The 15,426-nt window shown below is 56.9% G+C and carries 13 protein-coding genes; all 13 read right to left on the bottom strand.

The features are described 5' to 3' along the window. Nucleotides 1–20: 20 nt before the first annotated feature. The 13 genes from FZ041_RS07040 to FZ041_RS06980 all read right to left on the bottom strand — a co-directional run bounded on the left by FZ041_RS07040 (nucleotide 21) and on the right by FZ041_RS06980 (nucleotide 15,404). Complete coding sequence (locus FZ041_RS07040; protein ID WP_033170805.1) at nucleotides 21–467, bottom strand: ACT domain-containing protein; 447 nt, start codon at nucleotides 465–467, stop codon at nucleotides 21–23. 141 nt (nucleotides 468–608) lie between these two features. After that, the gene (gene plsY, locus FZ041_RS07035; RefSeq protein ID WP_149189062.1) at nucleotides 609–1,205 is read right to left on the bottom strand and encodes a glycerol-3-phosphate 1-O-acyltransferase PlsY; all 597 of its coding nucleotides are present in this window, start codon (nucleotides 1,203–1,205) and stop codon (nucleotides 609–611) included. Further along, nucleotides 1,205–2,536, bottom strand: coding sequence for a ribosome biogenesis GTPase Der (der, locus tag FZ041_RS07030; RefSeq protein ID WP_075442630.1), 1,332 nt, complete (start codon nucleotides 2,534–2,536; stop codon nucleotides 1,205–1,207). Before der ends, plsY begins: the two co-directional genes overlap by 1 nt. Before the next feature lie 34 nt (nucleotides 2,537–2,570). Continuing rightward, complete coding sequence (locus FZ041_RS07025) at nucleotides 2,571–3,965, bottom strand: DUF512 domain-containing protein (RefSeq protein ID WP_149189061.1); 1,395 nt, start codon at nucleotides 3,963–3,965, stop codon at nucleotides 2,571–2,573. Nucleotides 3,966–4,090: 125 nt separating this feature from the next. Then, nucleotides 4,091–5,140, bottom strand: coding sequence for a 30S ribosomal protein S1 (rpsA, locus tag FZ041_RS07020; protein WP_255449292.1), 1,050 nt, complete (start codon nucleotides 5,138–5,140; stop codon nucleotides 4,091–4,093). A 2-nt stretch (nucleotides 5,141–5,142) separates the two neighbouring features. After that, entirely contained in the window at nucleotides 5,143–5,970 is an 828-nt protein-coding gene (gene ispH, locus FZ041_RS07015) for a 4-hydroxy-3-methylbut-2-enyl diphosphate reductase (RefSeq protein ID WP_149189060.1), read from the bottom strand. Nucleotides 5,971–6,084: 114 nt separating this feature from the next. Then, nucleotides 6,085–6,681 (bottom strand): lysophospholipid acyltransferase family protein, encoded by a 597-nt coding sequence (locus FZ041_RS07010; RefSeq protein WP_075442626.1) that lies wholly within the window; start codon nucleotides 6,679–6,681, stop codon nucleotides 6,085–6,087. A gap of 9 nt (nucleotides 6,682–6,690) precedes the next feature. Beyond that, nucleotides 6,691–7,347, bottom strand: a complete 657-nt coding sequence (gene cmk / locus FZ041_RS07005) for a (d)CMP kinase (RefSeq protein ID WP_177207164.1) — start codon at nucleotides 7,345–7,347, stop codon at nucleotides 6,691–6,693. Nucleotides 7,348–7,389: 42 nt separating this feature from the next. Then, on the bottom strand, nucleotides 7,390–8,688 hold the full coding sequence (aroA, locus tag FZ041_RS07000; RefSeq protein ID WP_149189059.1) for a 3-phosphoshikimate 1-carboxyvinyltransferase: 1,299 nt from the start codon (nucleotides 8,686–8,688) through the stop codon (nucleotides 7,390–7,392). 42 nt (nucleotides 8,689–8,730) lie between these two features. Continuing rightward, nucleotides 8,731–9,975, bottom strand: coding sequence for a BaiN/RdsA family NAD(P)/FAD-dependent oxidoreductase (locus tag FZ041_RS06995; protein WP_149189058.1), 1,245 nt, complete (start codon nucleotides 9,973–9,975; stop codon nucleotides 8,731–8,733). Beyond that, on the bottom strand, nucleotides 9,972–10,700 hold the full coding sequence (locus tag FZ041_RS06990; protein WP_149189057.1) for a pseudouridine synthase: 729 nt from the start codon (nucleotides 10,698–10,700) through the stop codon (nucleotides 9,972–9,974). The genes FZ041_RS06995 and FZ041_RS06990 overlap by 4 nt, the downstream gene beginning before the upstream one ends. Continuing rightward, the gene (locus tag FZ041_RS06985; RefSeq protein WP_149189056.1) at nucleotides 10,700–11,929 is read right to left on the bottom strand and encodes a D-alanyl-D-alanine carboxypeptidase family protein; all 1,230 of its coding nucleotides are present in this window, start codon (nucleotides 11,927–11,929) and stop codon (nucleotides 10,700–10,702) included. The genes FZ041_RS06990 and FZ041_RS06985 overlap by 1 nt, the downstream gene beginning before the upstream one ends. 76 nt (nucleotides 11,930–12,005) lie before the next feature. Further along, a complete protein-coding gene (locus tag FZ041_RS06980; protein WP_255449289.1) occupies nucleotides 12,006–15,404 on the bottom strand; it encodes a DNA polymerase III subunit alpha in 3,399 nt (1,132 codons plus the stop codon). Nucleotides 15,405–15,426 lie beyond the last annotated feature (22 nt).

Raw genomic sequence — 15,426 nt, 5'->3', positions numbered from 1 at the left:
CGACGCACCTCCTTTTCTGCTTAAGCCTGTCCCAGTACTTCCAAACGCTTCACGCCATCAACCATGCGCAGCTTGTCGAGCAGAGCCTCGAGGTCTACGCTGAGGTTGGCCGTCTCGATCGAGACCGTAGCATTGGCTACGCCCTGAAGCGGAATGCCCTGATTGATGGTCATGATGCTGCCTGAATCCGAAGAGATCGTGTTGAGCACACTCGAAAGCACACCCTTCTTATGCTCAAGCAGGAACGTCAGCGTGACGATCTTGTTCTGGCTTGCCTCATAGAACGGGAATACATAGTCTTTATATTTATAATACGCACTGCGCGACAGCTCCATTTTTTCCACGGCTTCGTTAATCGTACGAGCATCACCGCGTTTGAGCATCTCTTTGACTTTGATGGTCTTCTTGATGGCCTCTGGAAGGATTTCTTCGCGAACGAGGAAGAATCCGCTCTTTTGATTATTCATATATTACGCCTCCAATGGATATATTTCTACTGACAAAAGATAGTATACCACAAACCGTGGACGATTGCCAATATATTTTTTACAAATGTCCATCACACTTGTAAAATTCATATGTTTTTGCGTGAATTATTGTAAATAGTGTCAACGATGTCCAGCTTTGATCTTACTTTCGGTTCCACTCAGAAGACGGCCGATATTCGCGTGATGGCGGATGATGATAAAGGCCGCGGCGAGCACGCCAAAGCCGATGTATTCCACCGGATAACCAAACTGCCAGGCCAGGACCGGTACCAAGGCAGCAGCGACGATCGACCCCAGCGAGACATAGCCGCTGATCTTGACGATGGCCAGCCAGACCAGGAAGACGATGAGCGCTGGCAGCGGCATCATCATGACGATGACACCGAGCCCCGTCGCCACGCCCTTGCCCCCCTTGAACTTCAGGAACAGGGAACACGAATGGCCAACAATCGCCAGGACGCCAGCCAGCACCATCGCCATCGGCGTACCAGCGAGCAGTGAGCCCAGCCAGACACTCAAGGCCCCCTTCAGGAAATCCAGCAGGAAGATCAAGAAGCCCGGCCCCTTGCCCAGGGTGCGCCAGGCATTTGTCGCACCGATGTTGTGGCTGCCATGCTCGCGCAGGTCAATGTGCCAGAGCAGCTTGCCAAAGACAAGGCCATTCGGGATCGAGCCGAGCAGATACGCAATGAGACATGCAATTGCCATATTCTCCATCAATACTCGTCCTCCTCATCCCGGGCGCGCACGATCAGGCGCAGCGGCGTTCCCTCGAAACCGTACATCTCGCGCAGGCGGTTCTCGATGAAGCGCAGATACGAGAAGTGCATGAGTTCCGGATCGTTGACAAAGATGATGAACTTCGGCGGCTTGACATCGGCCTGGGTCATGAACAGGATCTTCAGACGGCGGCCGCGGTGCATCGGCGGCGGATTGATCGATACCGCATCGCGGATGAGCTCATTGAGAACGCTCGTCTTGATGCGCATCGACTGCTGCTCGGCAACATACTTGACCAGCTCAGTCACGCGGCCGACACGCTGGCCCGTGAGCGCCGAAGCATAGAGAACCGGTGCATACTGCAGGAAGCCGATCTCCTCACGCAGCTCTTCGGTGAAGCGCAGCGTCGATTTGTCATCCTTGTTCGGATAGATATCCCATTTGTTGACGACAATGACGACACCACGGCCCGACTCATGCGCATAGCCGGCAATCTTCTTGTCCTGCTCCGTGATGCCCTCCGAGGCGTCAATCATCATCAAGACAACATCCGCACGATCGATAGCGCGCAGCGAACGCATGACACTGTAACGCTCCACCGGCTCGTCGATCTTGCCGCGGCGGCGCATGCCAGCAGTATCGATCAGCATGAACTTCATGCCATCCTTGACAAAATGCGTATCGATGGCATCGCGCGTCGTACCAGCCATATCACTGACGATGACGCGTTCCTCGCCGAGCAGCTGATTGACGATCGAGGATTTGCCCACATTCGGGCGGCCGATGACCGCGATGCTGATCTCATCCTCATCTTTATCCTCGAGCTCATGCTCCGGGAAAGCTGCGACGATGGCATCGAGCAGATCGCCGAGGTTCATCGCATTCGATGCCGACAAGGGAATCGGATCGCCCAGGCCGAGGTTGTAGAATTCATACGAATTCATCTCCAGCTGCGGGCTGTCGATCTTATTGACACCGAGGATGACCGGCTTCTTCGTGCTGCGCAGGATCTTGGCGACCTCTTCATCCGCCGTCGTCAGGCCAGCACGGCCATCGACAAGGAACAAGATGACATCGGCCTCCTCCATGGCAATCTGTGCCTGATCGCGCATGGATTTGAGGATATGGTTGCTCTCGTCGAGCTCGATACCCCCCGTATCGATCATCGTGAACTCGTGGTTGAGCCACTCCGCATCGAGATAGATGCGGTCACGCGTCACGCCCGGCATATCGTCGACGATAGATACGCGCTTCTTGCCAATCTGGTTGAACAAGGTGGATTTGCCAACATTCGGACGGCCGACAATGGCCACGATTGGTTTGCTCATGATATTACCTTCTTTCTAATTGAATATCTCTTCCTCAATACTGGATATTTTTCGTATAGCCTGCATTGCTCTGCCAGGTGTAGGCCGTTTCGCCTTGGCGATCCTTATGATACGTCGTCCAGCCGGACAACGCCTCACGGAAATCCCTGCCGCCCTGTACCGGCTCAATGCGAGCGTCCGGATAATGGGCCTGCAGCTCCTGCAGCGTCACATCGTCCAAAAAGATGTCTTCGCCCGACCGCAAGGCTGACTCAGGAATCAAGATGCCCGTCCGCCTGCCCTCCAGGCCGTCGAGCGTGCGCATGATATCCTTGGCTGTGAGCAGCCCCGAAACATTGACCGTGTGCCCGAAATGATCATTCTCGACCGGCACGATGCGTACATGCAGATTCTCCTTCGGCAGCGAGGCCGCGAGTTTTTCCAGCATCGGGGCCACCGATGTCCCCGAAACGACATCGAGATAAACCGGCTCGTCATAGGCAGCAGCCGCAGATGCAGTCTTTTCCCAATCGTTGATGAAATTACGCGTAAGACCAATGCCGTTATCGAGCTGCGGAAAACCGTCATAGAACTCGGACGGCGGTACCTCCCGGCCTGCCAGCAGATAGAACTCATCGCCCAGATAGATGAAGGTGCGGCCCTCTTCCTGCTGGATCTTGCGCTGCCACTTCTCCACCTGGTCGATGACGCGGGCAGCCCCGGCTGCGTCGAACTGGGTGAGCGGGAACGGATCGGTGCGGTACTTCGTGATGCCCACCGGCACGATGGCCAGTGACTGTGCATGGGGCCGCCGCGCGACGATCTCGCGGATTGTGCGCTCAAGCTCCTCCCCATCGTTGAGGCCGCTGCAGAGCACGACCTGCGTATGATAGTCAGCCCCAGCCCGCTCGAGATTGTCGAGCTGCTCAGCGATCCTGGCAGCCCCCTTGCAGCGCAGCATCTGGGCGCGCAGCTCCGGATTCATGCACTGGACCGAAACATAGAGCGGTGACAGATGGAACTGCTCGATGCGCTTGAAATCAGCCGGACCCATATTCGTCATCGTGACGAAATTGCCATAGAGGAACGAAAGACGATAGTCGTCATCCTTGATGGACAAGCTGCCGCGCATGTTCGGGGCAATCATGTCGACAAAGCAGAAATAGCAGTGGTTCGCGCAGTTGCGGATGCCGTCAAAGACAGCTGACTCGAATTCGACACCGAGTTCTTCGTCAAGTTCCTTGTCGAAGGAAATCATCTCCTGCTCACCATCGGCATGTTCGATCAGCAGATCGATCTCCTCATCGGCCATGGCAAAGCTCAGGTCGATGATATCCCGGAGCTCCTGCCCATTGATGGACACAATCTTGTCGCCCGGCACCAGCTCGAGCTCCTCAGCCAGGCTGCCGGGGTATATGCGCAGGATCACACCTGCATGTTGCTTGCTCATACATCGTCTCTTTCTTTCGGTTCAGTCCCGATATCCTTTATCTTTTCTCCCATCAAAAACAAAGGAGTGATGCTATATCATCACTCCTCTGAGTTATTCTATCCAGTTGATGTACCGATCAGTGATCAGTCTTTTGCTTTCGTGATGGACAGGGAGATGCGTTTACGCTTCGTATCGATGCGCAGAACTTTGACCTTGACCTCATCGCCAACATGAACAGCCTCATCAGCGCGCTCAATGCGTTTCTCAGCGAGCTCGCCCATCGGGATCAGGCCATCGAAGCCCGGCTCGATTTCCATGAATGCACCGAAGTCCGTCAGTTTGATGACTTTGCCTTCAATGATGTCGCCCTCAGCATATTTCTCTGCATTGTCGAGCCACGGATCGCGCATCGTATCTTTGATGGACAGGGAGATGCGTTTTGCTTCCGTATCAACGGATTTAACAAATACATCGAGTTCCTGGCCAACTTCGAGAACATCCGACGGATGTTTTACACGGTGCCAAGCGAGGTCGGAGATATGAGCCAGACCATCTACGCCACCGATATCGATGAATGCACCGTAGTCAACGATACGTTTGACCGTACCGCGAACCGTCGTGCCAGCCTCGAGGGTGGAGAAGATCTCGTCTTCTTTGGCAGCGCGCTCAACTTCGAGAAGTGCACGGCGGGAAAGAACGAGACGCTGTTTGTGTACGTCAATCTCGATGATTTCGCACTCAACCGTCTGGCCAACATAAACCGACAGGTCTTTTACGAAATGGAGCTCCATCTGGGAAGCCGGGATGAAACCACGCAGGCCATTGACCGATGCAACGAGGCCGCCTTTGACAACCTGGTTGACCTGAGCCTGAACGTGCTCACCGCGCTCTTTGACAGCTTCCATGTCTTTCCAAGCAACCATGCGGTCAGCTTTTACCTTGGAAAGGATGCCGCCGTTGTCGCCACCAAGGGAAACAACATAAACATCGATTTTATCGCCAACTTTGACTACGTCCTCAGCGGACTCCGGAGCCGGATAAGCAAGCTCTCTCTTCGGAATAGCAATCTCCTGCTTGTATCCGATATCAACATAGGCTTCATCGCGGGAAACCTGGATAACGGTACCTTCAACAACCGTACGCTCCTGGATATCCGGCATCGAGCTCTCTGCCTGTGCTAATAATTCTTCCATATTCATCTGTTCTGACACTTTATATATACCTCCTTGATAATCCAGTCAGGCGTAGAAGCGCCCGCTGTAATACCAATTTTTTCAATTTTATCAAACCACTCGTCCTGCAGCTCCGCTGCAGTTTCGATGTGATAAGTTCTGCATTTGTCTGCACAAAGCTGTGCAAGCCGCGTCGTATTGGCACTGTTCTTGCCACCAATAACCAGCATCATGTCTACCTTCGCAGCCAACTCCATAGCTGCTGCCTGCCGCTGATCTGTCGCTGTACATATCGTGCGCAATACTTTAATTTCACAAGATTTTTCGACTAAATGCGATACAATCTCGCGAAACTTTGCTCCTGAGAATGTGGTCTGACAAACAACACCAAGCTTCGCACATTTGGGCAATGCATCAGCTTCTTCGACTGTTTCAAGGATTACCGCCTTAGCCGCTGACCATTCAAATATGCTGCGAACCTCCGGATGTTCCTTCTCGCCGACGATGACGACCGAATAGCCTTCATCAACGAGAGATTTGGCAGACAACTGCGCTTTCTTGACATGCGGGCAGGTTGCATCGACCACTTCCAGGCCACGGGCCTCAGCCGCATCATATACCTGCGGGCCGACACCGTGGGAACGGATGATGACAGTTCCCTTCTCCATCTCATCCAACGCATCGACAGCACCGACGCCCTCTTGCTTCAGGCGTTCGACCATCTGCGGATTATGGATGATTGGTCCCAATGTACAGGCGGTTCCATCAGCGGAAGCATTTCCCTTGGCGATCGTTATCGCGCGCTTGACGCCATAACAGAATCCCAGATAGTCTGCTAAAATGACTTCCATACATCAACCACCAACATTCAATCATGCGAATTTGCTATATTAGCTATCATTTTTCGCAATCTAATGCTTAGTTTATCATATAATGCAGTGACAAGCAAACTATTTTTTAACAATTTAAAGATTTTTTTCCTTGAGTTCGGCAATCCGCTCCATGATCGCTTGCGAGAAGGCTTCGAGCTGCTCTTTGTCCTTGCGGTCACCGGTGAAATGCATCGGTTCGCCATAGATGACCTTGAGCTTGGGAAAGTGACCGCCGTTGGCAAAGATGCGGTCCGTGCCGATGATGGCGGCAGGTACGACCGGAGCATCCGTCAGCGAGGCGATCAAGCCGACTCCCGCTTCAGCCTTCTTCATCTTCCCCGTGCGGCTGCGCGTGCCCTCGGGGAAAAGACCGAGGCATCTGCCCTGCTTGAGCACCTGCATCGCCGCCTTGATGGCACCGCGGTCAGCAGCCCCGCGCTTGACAGGAAATGCGTGGCAGGAGCGGATTGCTGCACCGAAAATGGGATTCTCGAAGAGCTCGATCTTGGCCATGTAGCTGACAGGCCGTTTGAGGAACGTCGCCACAAACGGCGGGTCCCAGTTGCTCATATGATTGGCGGCCAGGATAACGGCACCGTCCTTTGGCATGTTCTCGCGGCCGATGATCTCCGCGCGGAAAAAAATCTTGAAGAATGCGCCGAAGACAATCTGAAGTATTCCGTATAGCATCGGCTCACCTCACTGGCACATCGAGAGGATCCGTGCGACAACCTCGTCAATCGAAAGGCCCGTCGTATCCAGGAGCGTTGCATCCTCTGCCTGCACCAGCGGCGAGATCTCCCGTTCACTGTCAGCCTTGTCGCGGGCAGCGATATCCTGCTGCAATTTCTCGAGGGTCATATCATAGCCCTTCTGCTGGAGTTCCTTCCAGCGTCGCTGCGCACGCTCCTCGATCGAGGCCGTGAGGAAGATCTTGACATCGGCGTTCGGCAGCACATTGGTCGCGATGTCACGGCCGTCCATGAGCACACCGCCGCGCTCTGCCATCTTGCGCTGCAAGTCAACCATCTTGACGCGCACCGGCCCCAACGCCGCTACCTGCGAGACAATGCCGCTGACTTCCGGCGTGCGGATAGCCGCACTGACATCCGTGCCGTCAACCGTGACCTTCGTCTTGCCATCCGCATACTGCAGATTGACATCGATGTTTTTGACGACTTCGAGGATCAGCTCGTCCGTGACCTCCTGGCCCTGCTGCAGCGTCTTCCAGGCCACAGCGCGGTACATCGCACCGGTGTCGATGTACGTATAGCCAAGCTGCTTGGCCGCCAGCTGGGCAACCGTGCTTTTGCCGGCACCTGCCGGTCCATCAATGGCAACAACTAAATTCTTCAAAATCAATTCCTCCTATTAATCCGGTCAACGCTCGACCGCTAATTACCGCAATTCCTCCAGCGTCTGGTAGAACGCCGGATACGAGATGTTGACGCACTCCGGCCGCTCGATGGTCACGCCCTCACCGGCAGCGCCCAGGATGGCCAGCGACATGGCGATGCGATGGTCATCATAGGAAAATGCCGCCGCCGGCTCGATTTTCCGGCCGCCATGGATGATAAGTCCATCCTCCTGTCCTTCGACAGCGCCCGGTGCCAGCTTATTGAACTGATCCGTGATGGCCTGCAGGCGGTCCGTTTCCTTGACGCGCAGCTCGCCTGCCCCTGTGATGACCGTATCGCCTTCCGCGAACAACGCAGCCACTGCAATGACAGGGATCTCATCGATAAGCCGCGGCATGATCTCAGCGCCAAACCGGGTGCCCTGCAGCCTGCTGTACCGCACGCGGATATCCGCAGCCGCCTCACCACCGCTCGTGCGTTCATTCAGTACCTCGATGTCTGCGCCCATATCCTTGAGCACATCGAGAATGCCCGTACGCGTCGGATTGACACCGACATTGCGCAGCATGAGGTCGCTGCCTGGAATGATGGCACCAGCCACCAGCCAGTAAGCCGCCGAGCTGATATCGCCCGGCACCTCTATCTCCTTCGGCGCACGGAACTCGTCCACCGGATGGATCGTCACCGCCGTGCCCTGCTTTTCCGTATGGACACCAAAGGCCTCCAGCATACGTTCCGTATGGTCGCGCGAGGTGAACGGCTCGACGACCGTCGTATCGCCTTCCGCGTACATGCCCGCCAGCAGGACAGCCGATTTGACCTGTGCACTTGCTACGGGGCTGTTGTACGTCATCCCCTGGAAACGGCCCTCGGCCGGCACGATCGTGATCGGCAGTTTCTGGTTCTGCTGGCGGCCAAAGATCTTGGCCCCCATCTGGGACAAGGGCTTTATGACGCGTCCCATCGGCCGTTTGTGCAGCGAAGCATCGCCCGTGAACGTCGTGAGGAAAGGCTGTGGAGCAAGAATGCCCATCATCAGACGCAGGGTCGTCCCCGAATTGCCGGCATCGATGATCATGTCCGGCTCCTTGAGACCATGCAGGCCATTGCCGGTCACGATGAGTTCCGTATCGCTGAGGAATTCCACCTTGGCACCGAGTGACTGCATGCAGGCTGCCGTCGACATGCAGTCCTGGGCATGCAGGAAATTCGTGATATGCACGGGCGTGCTGCCGAGTGCCGAGAACATCACACTGCGATGCGATATGGATTTATCGCCCGGAATCTGGATCTCACCCTTGAGACCACTTACTGCTTTTGCTATCGTTTTCGTATCCATTGCTCCACAACTCCTCTATTTTCTGCTGTAACAATCGCTGCATCAGTCGTTCCAGACGCTCCAGTTGCCGGCAGCTGCCCCCATCGAGAACGCCGCCTGCAAATTGTAGCCGCCTGTATAGGCATCGACATCCGTGACCTCACCGGCAAAGTAAAGCCCCGGCACGAGTTTCGACTCCATCGTCTTCGGGTTGATTTCCTTGACCGACACGCCGCCAACGGTGACTATCGCCTCAGCCAGCGGCCGGGTGCCTGCAATGACCAAGGTCAAGTCCTGCAGGGTCTCCACCAGACGGTGGCGCTCCTCCAGCGTGATCTGATGCACAGGCTTATCCGCCGCCAGGAATGCGCTGTCGAGCACAGGGGCGATAAGCTTATGCGGCAAAAGATCCACCAGCGCATTGCCCAGCTGCTTGCGCTGATACTTCTCGAAGTCGCGCTGGACGCGCGCATCGAGTTTCTCCTGGGACAGTGCCGGCTTGAGGTTCAGCGACAGTTCGACGAAATGACTGTCATCGGCCAGATACTCCGAGGCCATGCGGCTCATCGAAAGGATGATGGGCCCGGTCACGCCGTAATGGGTGAACATCATCTCACCGAACATCTCCTGCACCTTCTCGCCGTCGACACGCAGCGTGCCGCGCACATTGCGCAGCGACAGCCCCTGCACGTCCTTGACCCATTCCTCCTCGGTCACCAGTGGCACCAGCGAAGGGCGCACGGGGACAGTCGTATGACCGACGGCTTCCGCCATCGCATAGCCATCACCGGTCGAGCCCGTTCCCGGATACGATGCACCGCCGACACAGACAATGACCGCATCAGCCTTATAGATGGCCCCGGACTGAGTGCGCACGCCGGCGATGCGGCCTTCCTGGGTCAGCAGGTCCTTGACCGCCACCTCCGTCTCGATCGTCACACCGAGCTCATGCAGCCGCTGCACCATGGCATCGACGACGTCCTGGGCCTTGTCACTGACCGGAAACACGCGATTGCCGCGCTCTACTTTTGTCGGTACGCCCTGGCCCTCAAAGAAGCATATGACATCCTGGTTGTCGAACGCCCGCATCGAACTGTTGAGGAAGCGCCCGTTGCCATGGATGTTGCGGATGATTTCGGGCACATCCGCTGCATTCGTGATGTTGCAGCGGCCCTTGCCCGTGATCATCATCTTGCGGCCTGGCTTCTTCATCTTTTCGAGCAGTGTCACTTCGGCGCCGTTTTCCGCGGCCTTGATGGCAGCCATCATACCGGCTGGCCCCGCGCCTACCACTAAGATATGTTTCATCGTTTTATCCCCGCCAATCTGAACAGTGCCAGGAGCTCTGCCGGTGTCAGCTCGCGGTATTGGCCGCGTTTGACGCCCTGCAGGGTAAGCCCCGCGAATCTTACGCGCTTGAGTGCCCGGACATCACAGCCGATAGCGGCAAACATGCGGCGCACCTGCCGGTTGCGACCCTCATGGATGGCGATTTCCACGCGGCTCTGGCCGCCGCCCTGTTCCAGGAGCCGCACCTTCGCAGGCGCAGTCATGCCATCTTCCAGCCGGATGCCCTGGCGCAGCCGGTCGAGCGTCACCTCATCCGGCTCGCCCATGATGCGGGCAATGTAGGTCTTCTCGACCTCATATTTCGGATGCAGCAAACCATTCATCAGCGTGCCGTCGTTCGTGATCAGCAGCAAGCCCTCCGTATTGTTGTCCAGACGGCCCACCGGATAGACGCGCTCGGTCACCTCCGGCAGCAGGTCAAGCACCGTGCGGCGGCCGCGCTCATCGTGCGCCGTCGACAGATAGCCTTTGGGCTTGTTGAGCAGGAAATAGACATGCCGCTCGGCAGCGGATACCCGCTTGCCGTCCACGCGGATATCCGCCGTGGCGGGGTCAACCTTGCAGCCAAGTTCCGTCACCACCTTGCCGTCGACCTTGACCCGTCCCTCGGCAATCATTTTCTCTGCCGCCCGCCGGGAGGCTACTCCCGCCTGGCTGATGATTTTCTGCAACCGTTCCTGCATCAGAACAATCCTTTCGTAAGTCTTGCCCACCATTCCTTGATGGTCATCCACCAGGAATGATACGCCACATCCTCCGTTGCCAGCAAATCCACGCGGTCGACGACCTTGCCATCGGCATAGCAGATCATCTTGCCGACTACGTCGCCCTTTTTGACCGGCGCATCGATGCTGCCTGGCATATCGAGCTTCTTCTCGATCTTCGGCTTAGCGCCTGCCTCATAACCGATCACTGAATCGCGGGCAGCCACCGCCTGGATCTCGCCCTTGGCCCCCGTCGACACATCGACAGTGCCAGCGACCTCGCCCCGCTTGAGGATTGGCAGCGGCTCGACCTTGGAAAAACCGTAGTCGAGCATCGAGTAAGCGTCCGTCCACATGAAGTCGCTGTCCAGCACCACGGCTACCAGCTGGATGCCGTCGCGCTTGGCCGTCGACACGACGCAGCGGCCAGCCTTCTGCGTATAGCCTGTCTTGCCGCCATTGCCGCCTTCGTACTGCCAGAGCAGCTTGTTCTCGCTGATCACTTCCTTGGACGTATCGTTATACCAGTTGAATACCGCCCGGTCTGTGCTGACAATCTCCTCGTAGCCCGGAACCGTGAAGCCATATGCCGTGATGAGCGCCAGGTCGTGTGCCGTCGTGTAATGGTTGTCATCGGGCAGGCCATGCGAATTGACAAAGTGCGTATCGGTGGCACCGATTTCCTGCGCCTTGTCATTCATCATCTTCGCAAAGGCCGTCATCGAACCGGCCACATGCTCGGCTACGGCAATCGTCGCATCGTTGCCGGACCGCATCATCATCCCCATCAGGAGTTCCTTCATGGGGATCTTATCGCCTTCGGCCAGATTGAGTGACGAGCCCTCAGCCCCCACAGCCCGCGGCCCGACGGTAACGATCTCGTCCGGTTTGCTATGCTCCAGCGCAACGATAAGGGTCATGATCTTCGTCGTGCTGGCCGGATAACGGCGCGTATCTTTCTCGCGCTCATAAATGACTTTGCCCGTCTTGGCCTCAATCAGTACCGCTGAATGCGCCATGAGTTTCGGCAGTGCATCACCAGCCTTGACACGGATGCCAACCGTCGACGGATCTGGCAGTCTCGCCAGATCTGCTGCGGTGATTGCTGGTTTTGCGGTCCCAGCCGCCACTACTGCTCCCGGTGTCCCCATAAACATGCCTGTTCCCAGCAGGCAGATTGCCACACTCTTCTGGATCGATTTCCTCAAAAAACAAACACTCCAATTCCGTTAAGATATACCTTACTATTTTATCATCCGCCTCAGGGCTTGGCAACACCGGCCATCAACGCTTCTTGACGGCCTGCGGGCCCAAAAGCCCGGTGAGCTCAGTGAGCACCTCGTCGCTGTCATCCAGCCAAAAGGCCTCGCCGAGCTTCTGCCAGCGGCCGCCACTCTGCAGGAACACGGCCTGTTGCCCAGGATGGGCCGCCATGATATCCTTCAGTTTTGCCCGGAGTCCGGCCGTATCCTCCCCCTCAGGCAAGCGCAGATAGTATTCCGGCAGGTACTCCCGCAGCGACCAGACCTTGTCCGCCAGGATCTTCACCCCGTCGTCGCCGATATCGGTCTTGCCCTGGATGACCACGGCCATATCCGGCACCAGCAGGTTCGCATGCTCATAGAAGGTGCGCGGGAACACCGTGATTTCCATGCGCTCCGTATAATCCTCCAGCGTTGCAAAACACATCGTATCGCCCTTTTTCGTCGTGATGCGCTTCGTTTCCGTCAGCAGCCCGCCAATGCGGACGAGCTGCTTGTCCTTGACCGCCCCCTTCTCAAGGGTCGCGATGCCCGGCAGGTTCTCCAGCTTGCGCCGGAACTGGTCCAACGGATGGCCCGTGATGTAGAAGCCCGTCGTCTCCTTCTCCCACTCCAGCCGCTCGGCCTCGGGAGCCTCCTCGATATCGGGCAGCTGGAGCTCGCCAGCGTCCCCCATCGTCTCCTCCGTGAACAGGCCCAGCTGGCCGTTCTGGGCATCTTTCTGCTGGCGCTGCGCCTCGCCGACTGCGGCATCGAGCACAGCCACCAGCTGGCTGCGCTTAGCCCCCGACGAATCGAACGCGCCGCATTTGATCAGGCTTTCGACGACACGCTTGTTGACCTTGCCCATATCGACACGGCTGCAGAAATCCACCAGAGACTTGAACGCGCCATCACGGCTGCGCGCCGCCGTGATATCCTGGATGGCCGCATCGCCGACATTGCGCACAGCCGCCAGGCCAAAGCGGATAGCTTCGCCATCGACGCTGAAATTGGCCGAGCTCGCATTGATATCCGGCGGCAGAATCTTGATGCCCATGCGCTTGCAAAGCTCGATATAGGTCGGCACCTTCTGCGTATCCATGATGCTCGTGAGCATCGCAGCCATGAACTCAGCCGGATAATGGGCCTTGAGGTATGCCGTCTGCCAGGCGACCAGTGCATAGGCGGCACTGTGGGACTTGTTGAAACCATAGTCGGCAAAATGCGTGAGCAGGTCGAAGATCGTATTGGCAAGCCCCGGCTCGATATGGTTCTTCGCACAGCCCGACAGGAAGTTCGTCTTCTGCGCCATCAGGATCTCATGCTTTTTCTTGCCCATGGCACGGCGCAGCAGGTCTGCCTGACCCAGGGAGAACCCTGCGAGGACCTGCACGATCTGCATGACCTGCTCCTGATAGAGCACGACGCCAAAGGTCTCCTTGAGGATGGGCTCGAGCAAAGGATGCATATAGGTGACTTCCTTGCGTCCATGGCGGCCGCTGATGAAGTCCTCGACCATGCCGCTGCCCAGCGGCCCCGGACGGTAGAGTGCCACCGTCGGAATGAGGTCCGCGAAGTTCTTCGGGGCCAGGTCCTTGACAAGCTGGGTCATGCCCGACGACTCCATCTGAAACACCGCCCCCGTGCGCCCTTCGCAGAGCATCCTGGCCGTGAGCTCATCTTCGAGCGGGATCTTATTGATGTCGACCTTCTCCCCGCGGGTCTGCTCGATATTCTGCAGCGTGTCGCTGATGACTGTCAGCGTGCGCAGGCCCAAAAAGTCCATCTTCAAAAGGCCCAGTTCCTCGACGTGGTCCTTGTCGAACTCCGTCACCAGCGTGCCATCGGACACCGTCACCGGCAGATAGTCGGTCAACGGATTGCGCGCGATGACGACACCGGCCGCATGGGTCGAGGAATGACGCGGCAGGCCCTCGACCTTGCGGGCCAGGTCAATCAAGCGCTTGACCTCGGGATTGGCCTCATAGAGCACATGCAGGTCCTTGGACTCCTTGAGGGCCTTATCGAGGGTCATCTTGAGCTCATTGGGGATGAGCTTGGCGATATCGGCCACCTGAGCATAGGGCATATTGAGCACGCGGCCCACATCGCGCACTGCCCCCTTGGCCGCCATCGTGCCGAAGGTGACGATCTGGGCCACATGGTCATAGCCATACCGCTCCTTGACGTAGTCGATGACCTCCTCACGGCGGATATAGCAGAAGTCAATATCGATATCCGGCATCGTCACGCGGTCCGGGTTCAGGAAACGCTCGAACAGCAAATCGTATTTGAGCGGATCGAGATTCGTGATGCCGAGCAGATAAGCGACGATACTGCCTGCCGCCGAGCCACGGCCCGGGCCCACCGAGATACCCACCTCACGCGAATGGTTGATGAAATCCCAGACAATCAGGAAGTAGCTGTCATAACCCATGCGATGGATGATATCGAGCTCATAATCCAGCCGCTCCCGCACAGCTGACGTGACATCCGGATAGCGCGAGGGCAGTGCCTCTTCGCAGAGGGCGCGCAGGTAGGCCTCGTCGTCAGCATATGGTGCCGGGATCGGATAATACGGCAGCTGGATATTGCCGAACTCAAAATCGACCTGACAGCGCGCAGCGATCTTGGCCGTATTGGCCAGCGCCTCGGGATGCTCGGGGAAGAGCGCGGCCATCTCTGTCGGCGACTTCACATAGTAATCGTCGCTGTTGAAACGCATGCGATCCGGATCGTCGATGGTCTTGCCCATCTGGATGCAGAGTAGCACATCGTGGAACTCACTGTCCTCACGCTTCACATAGTGGCAGTCATTCGTGGCGACCAGCCCGATATCGTATTTCTCGGCCAGCTCGATAAGGCCGGCATTGGCCTTGCGCTCCTCGGGCAGGCCATGGTTCTGGATCTCCAGGAAGAAATTATCCTTGCCGAAAATCTCCAGGTACTCCTGCACCAGGGCATCGGCCTTGTCCTTGTTGTCCTGGATCAAGGCACGCGGAATCTCACCAGCGATGCAGGCCGACAGGCAGATGATGCCCTCGTGGTACTTGCGCAAGAGCTCCTTATCGATGCGCGGCTTGTAATACATGCCCTCGATGTTGGCCAGCGACACAAGCTGCACGAGATTCTTATAGCCCGTCTGGTTCTCCGCCAGCAGGATCAGATGGTAATACTTGACACCATTCACTTCCTGCCGGTCCTTGCGGTCGCCAGGTGCCAGATACACCTCACAGCCGACAATCGGCTTTATGCCCTGCTTCTTGCATTCTTTATAGAAATCGATGACGCCGAACATGACGCCATGATCGGTGATGGCGAGGGAAGCCATCCCGAGTTCTTTGGTCGCCGACACCAGCTCCTTGATGCGGCTCGCACCATCGAGCAGGCTGAATTCCGTATGGGTATGCAGATGACAAAAGGGTATCTTGCTGACCATCTAGCAATCACTTCCTCACTAT

Source organism: Pseudoselenomonas caprae (assembly GCF_008271345.1).
Lineage (GTDB): Bacteria > Bacillota > Negativicutes > Selenomonadales > Selenomonadaceae > Selenomonas_A > Selenomonas_A caprae.
This window is presented reverse-complemented; position numbering and strand designations above follow the sequence as displayed.

Excerpts from the sequence above, each read along its gene's own strand:
- FZ041_RS07010 (WP_075442626.1), bottom strand. The coding sequence starts at position 6,681 with ATGCTATACGGAATACTTCAGATTGTCTTCGGCGCATTCTTCAAGATT.
- plsY (WP_149189062.1), bottom strand. The coding sequence starts at position 1,205 with ATGGAGAATATGGCAATTGCATGTCTCATTGCGTATCTGCTCGGCTCG.
- FZ041_RS06995 (WP_149189058.1), bottom strand. The coding sequence starts at position 9,975 with ATGAAACATATCTTAGTGGTAGGCGCGGGGCCAGCCGGTATGATGGCT.
- FZ041_RS07040 (WP_033170805.1), bottom strand. The coding sequence starts at position 467 with ATGAATAATCAAAAGAGCGGATTCTTCCTCGTTCGCGAAGAAATCCTT.
- FZ041_RS06990 (WP_149189057.1), bottom strand. The coding sequence starts at position 10,700 with ATGCAGGAACGGTTGCAGAAAATCATCAGCCAGGCGGGAGTAGCCTCC.
- rpsA (WP_255449292.1), bottom strand. The coding sequence starts at position 5,140 with ATGGAAGAATTATTAGCACAGGCAGAGAGCTCGATGCCGGATATCCAG.
- der (WP_075442630.1), bottom strand. The coding sequence starts at position 2,536 with ATGAGCAAACCAATCGTGGCCATTGTCGGCCGTCCGAATGTTGGCAAA.
- FZ041_RS07025 (WP_149189061.1), bottom strand. The coding sequence starts at position 3,965 with ATGAGCAAGCAACATGCAGGTGTGATCCTGCGCATATACCCCGGCAGC.
- aroA (WP_149189059.1), bottom strand. The coding sequence starts at position 8,688 with ATGGATACGAAAACGATAGCAAAAGCAGTAAGTGGTCTCAAGGGTGAG.
- FZ041_RS06980 (WP_255449289.1), bottom strand. The coding sequence starts at position 15,404 with ATGGTCAGCAAGATACCCTTTTGTCATCTGCATACCCATACGGAATTC.
- ispH (WP_149189060.1), bottom strand. The coding sequence starts at position 5,970 with ATGGAAGTCATTTTAGCAGACTATCTGGGATTCTGTTATGGCGTCAAG.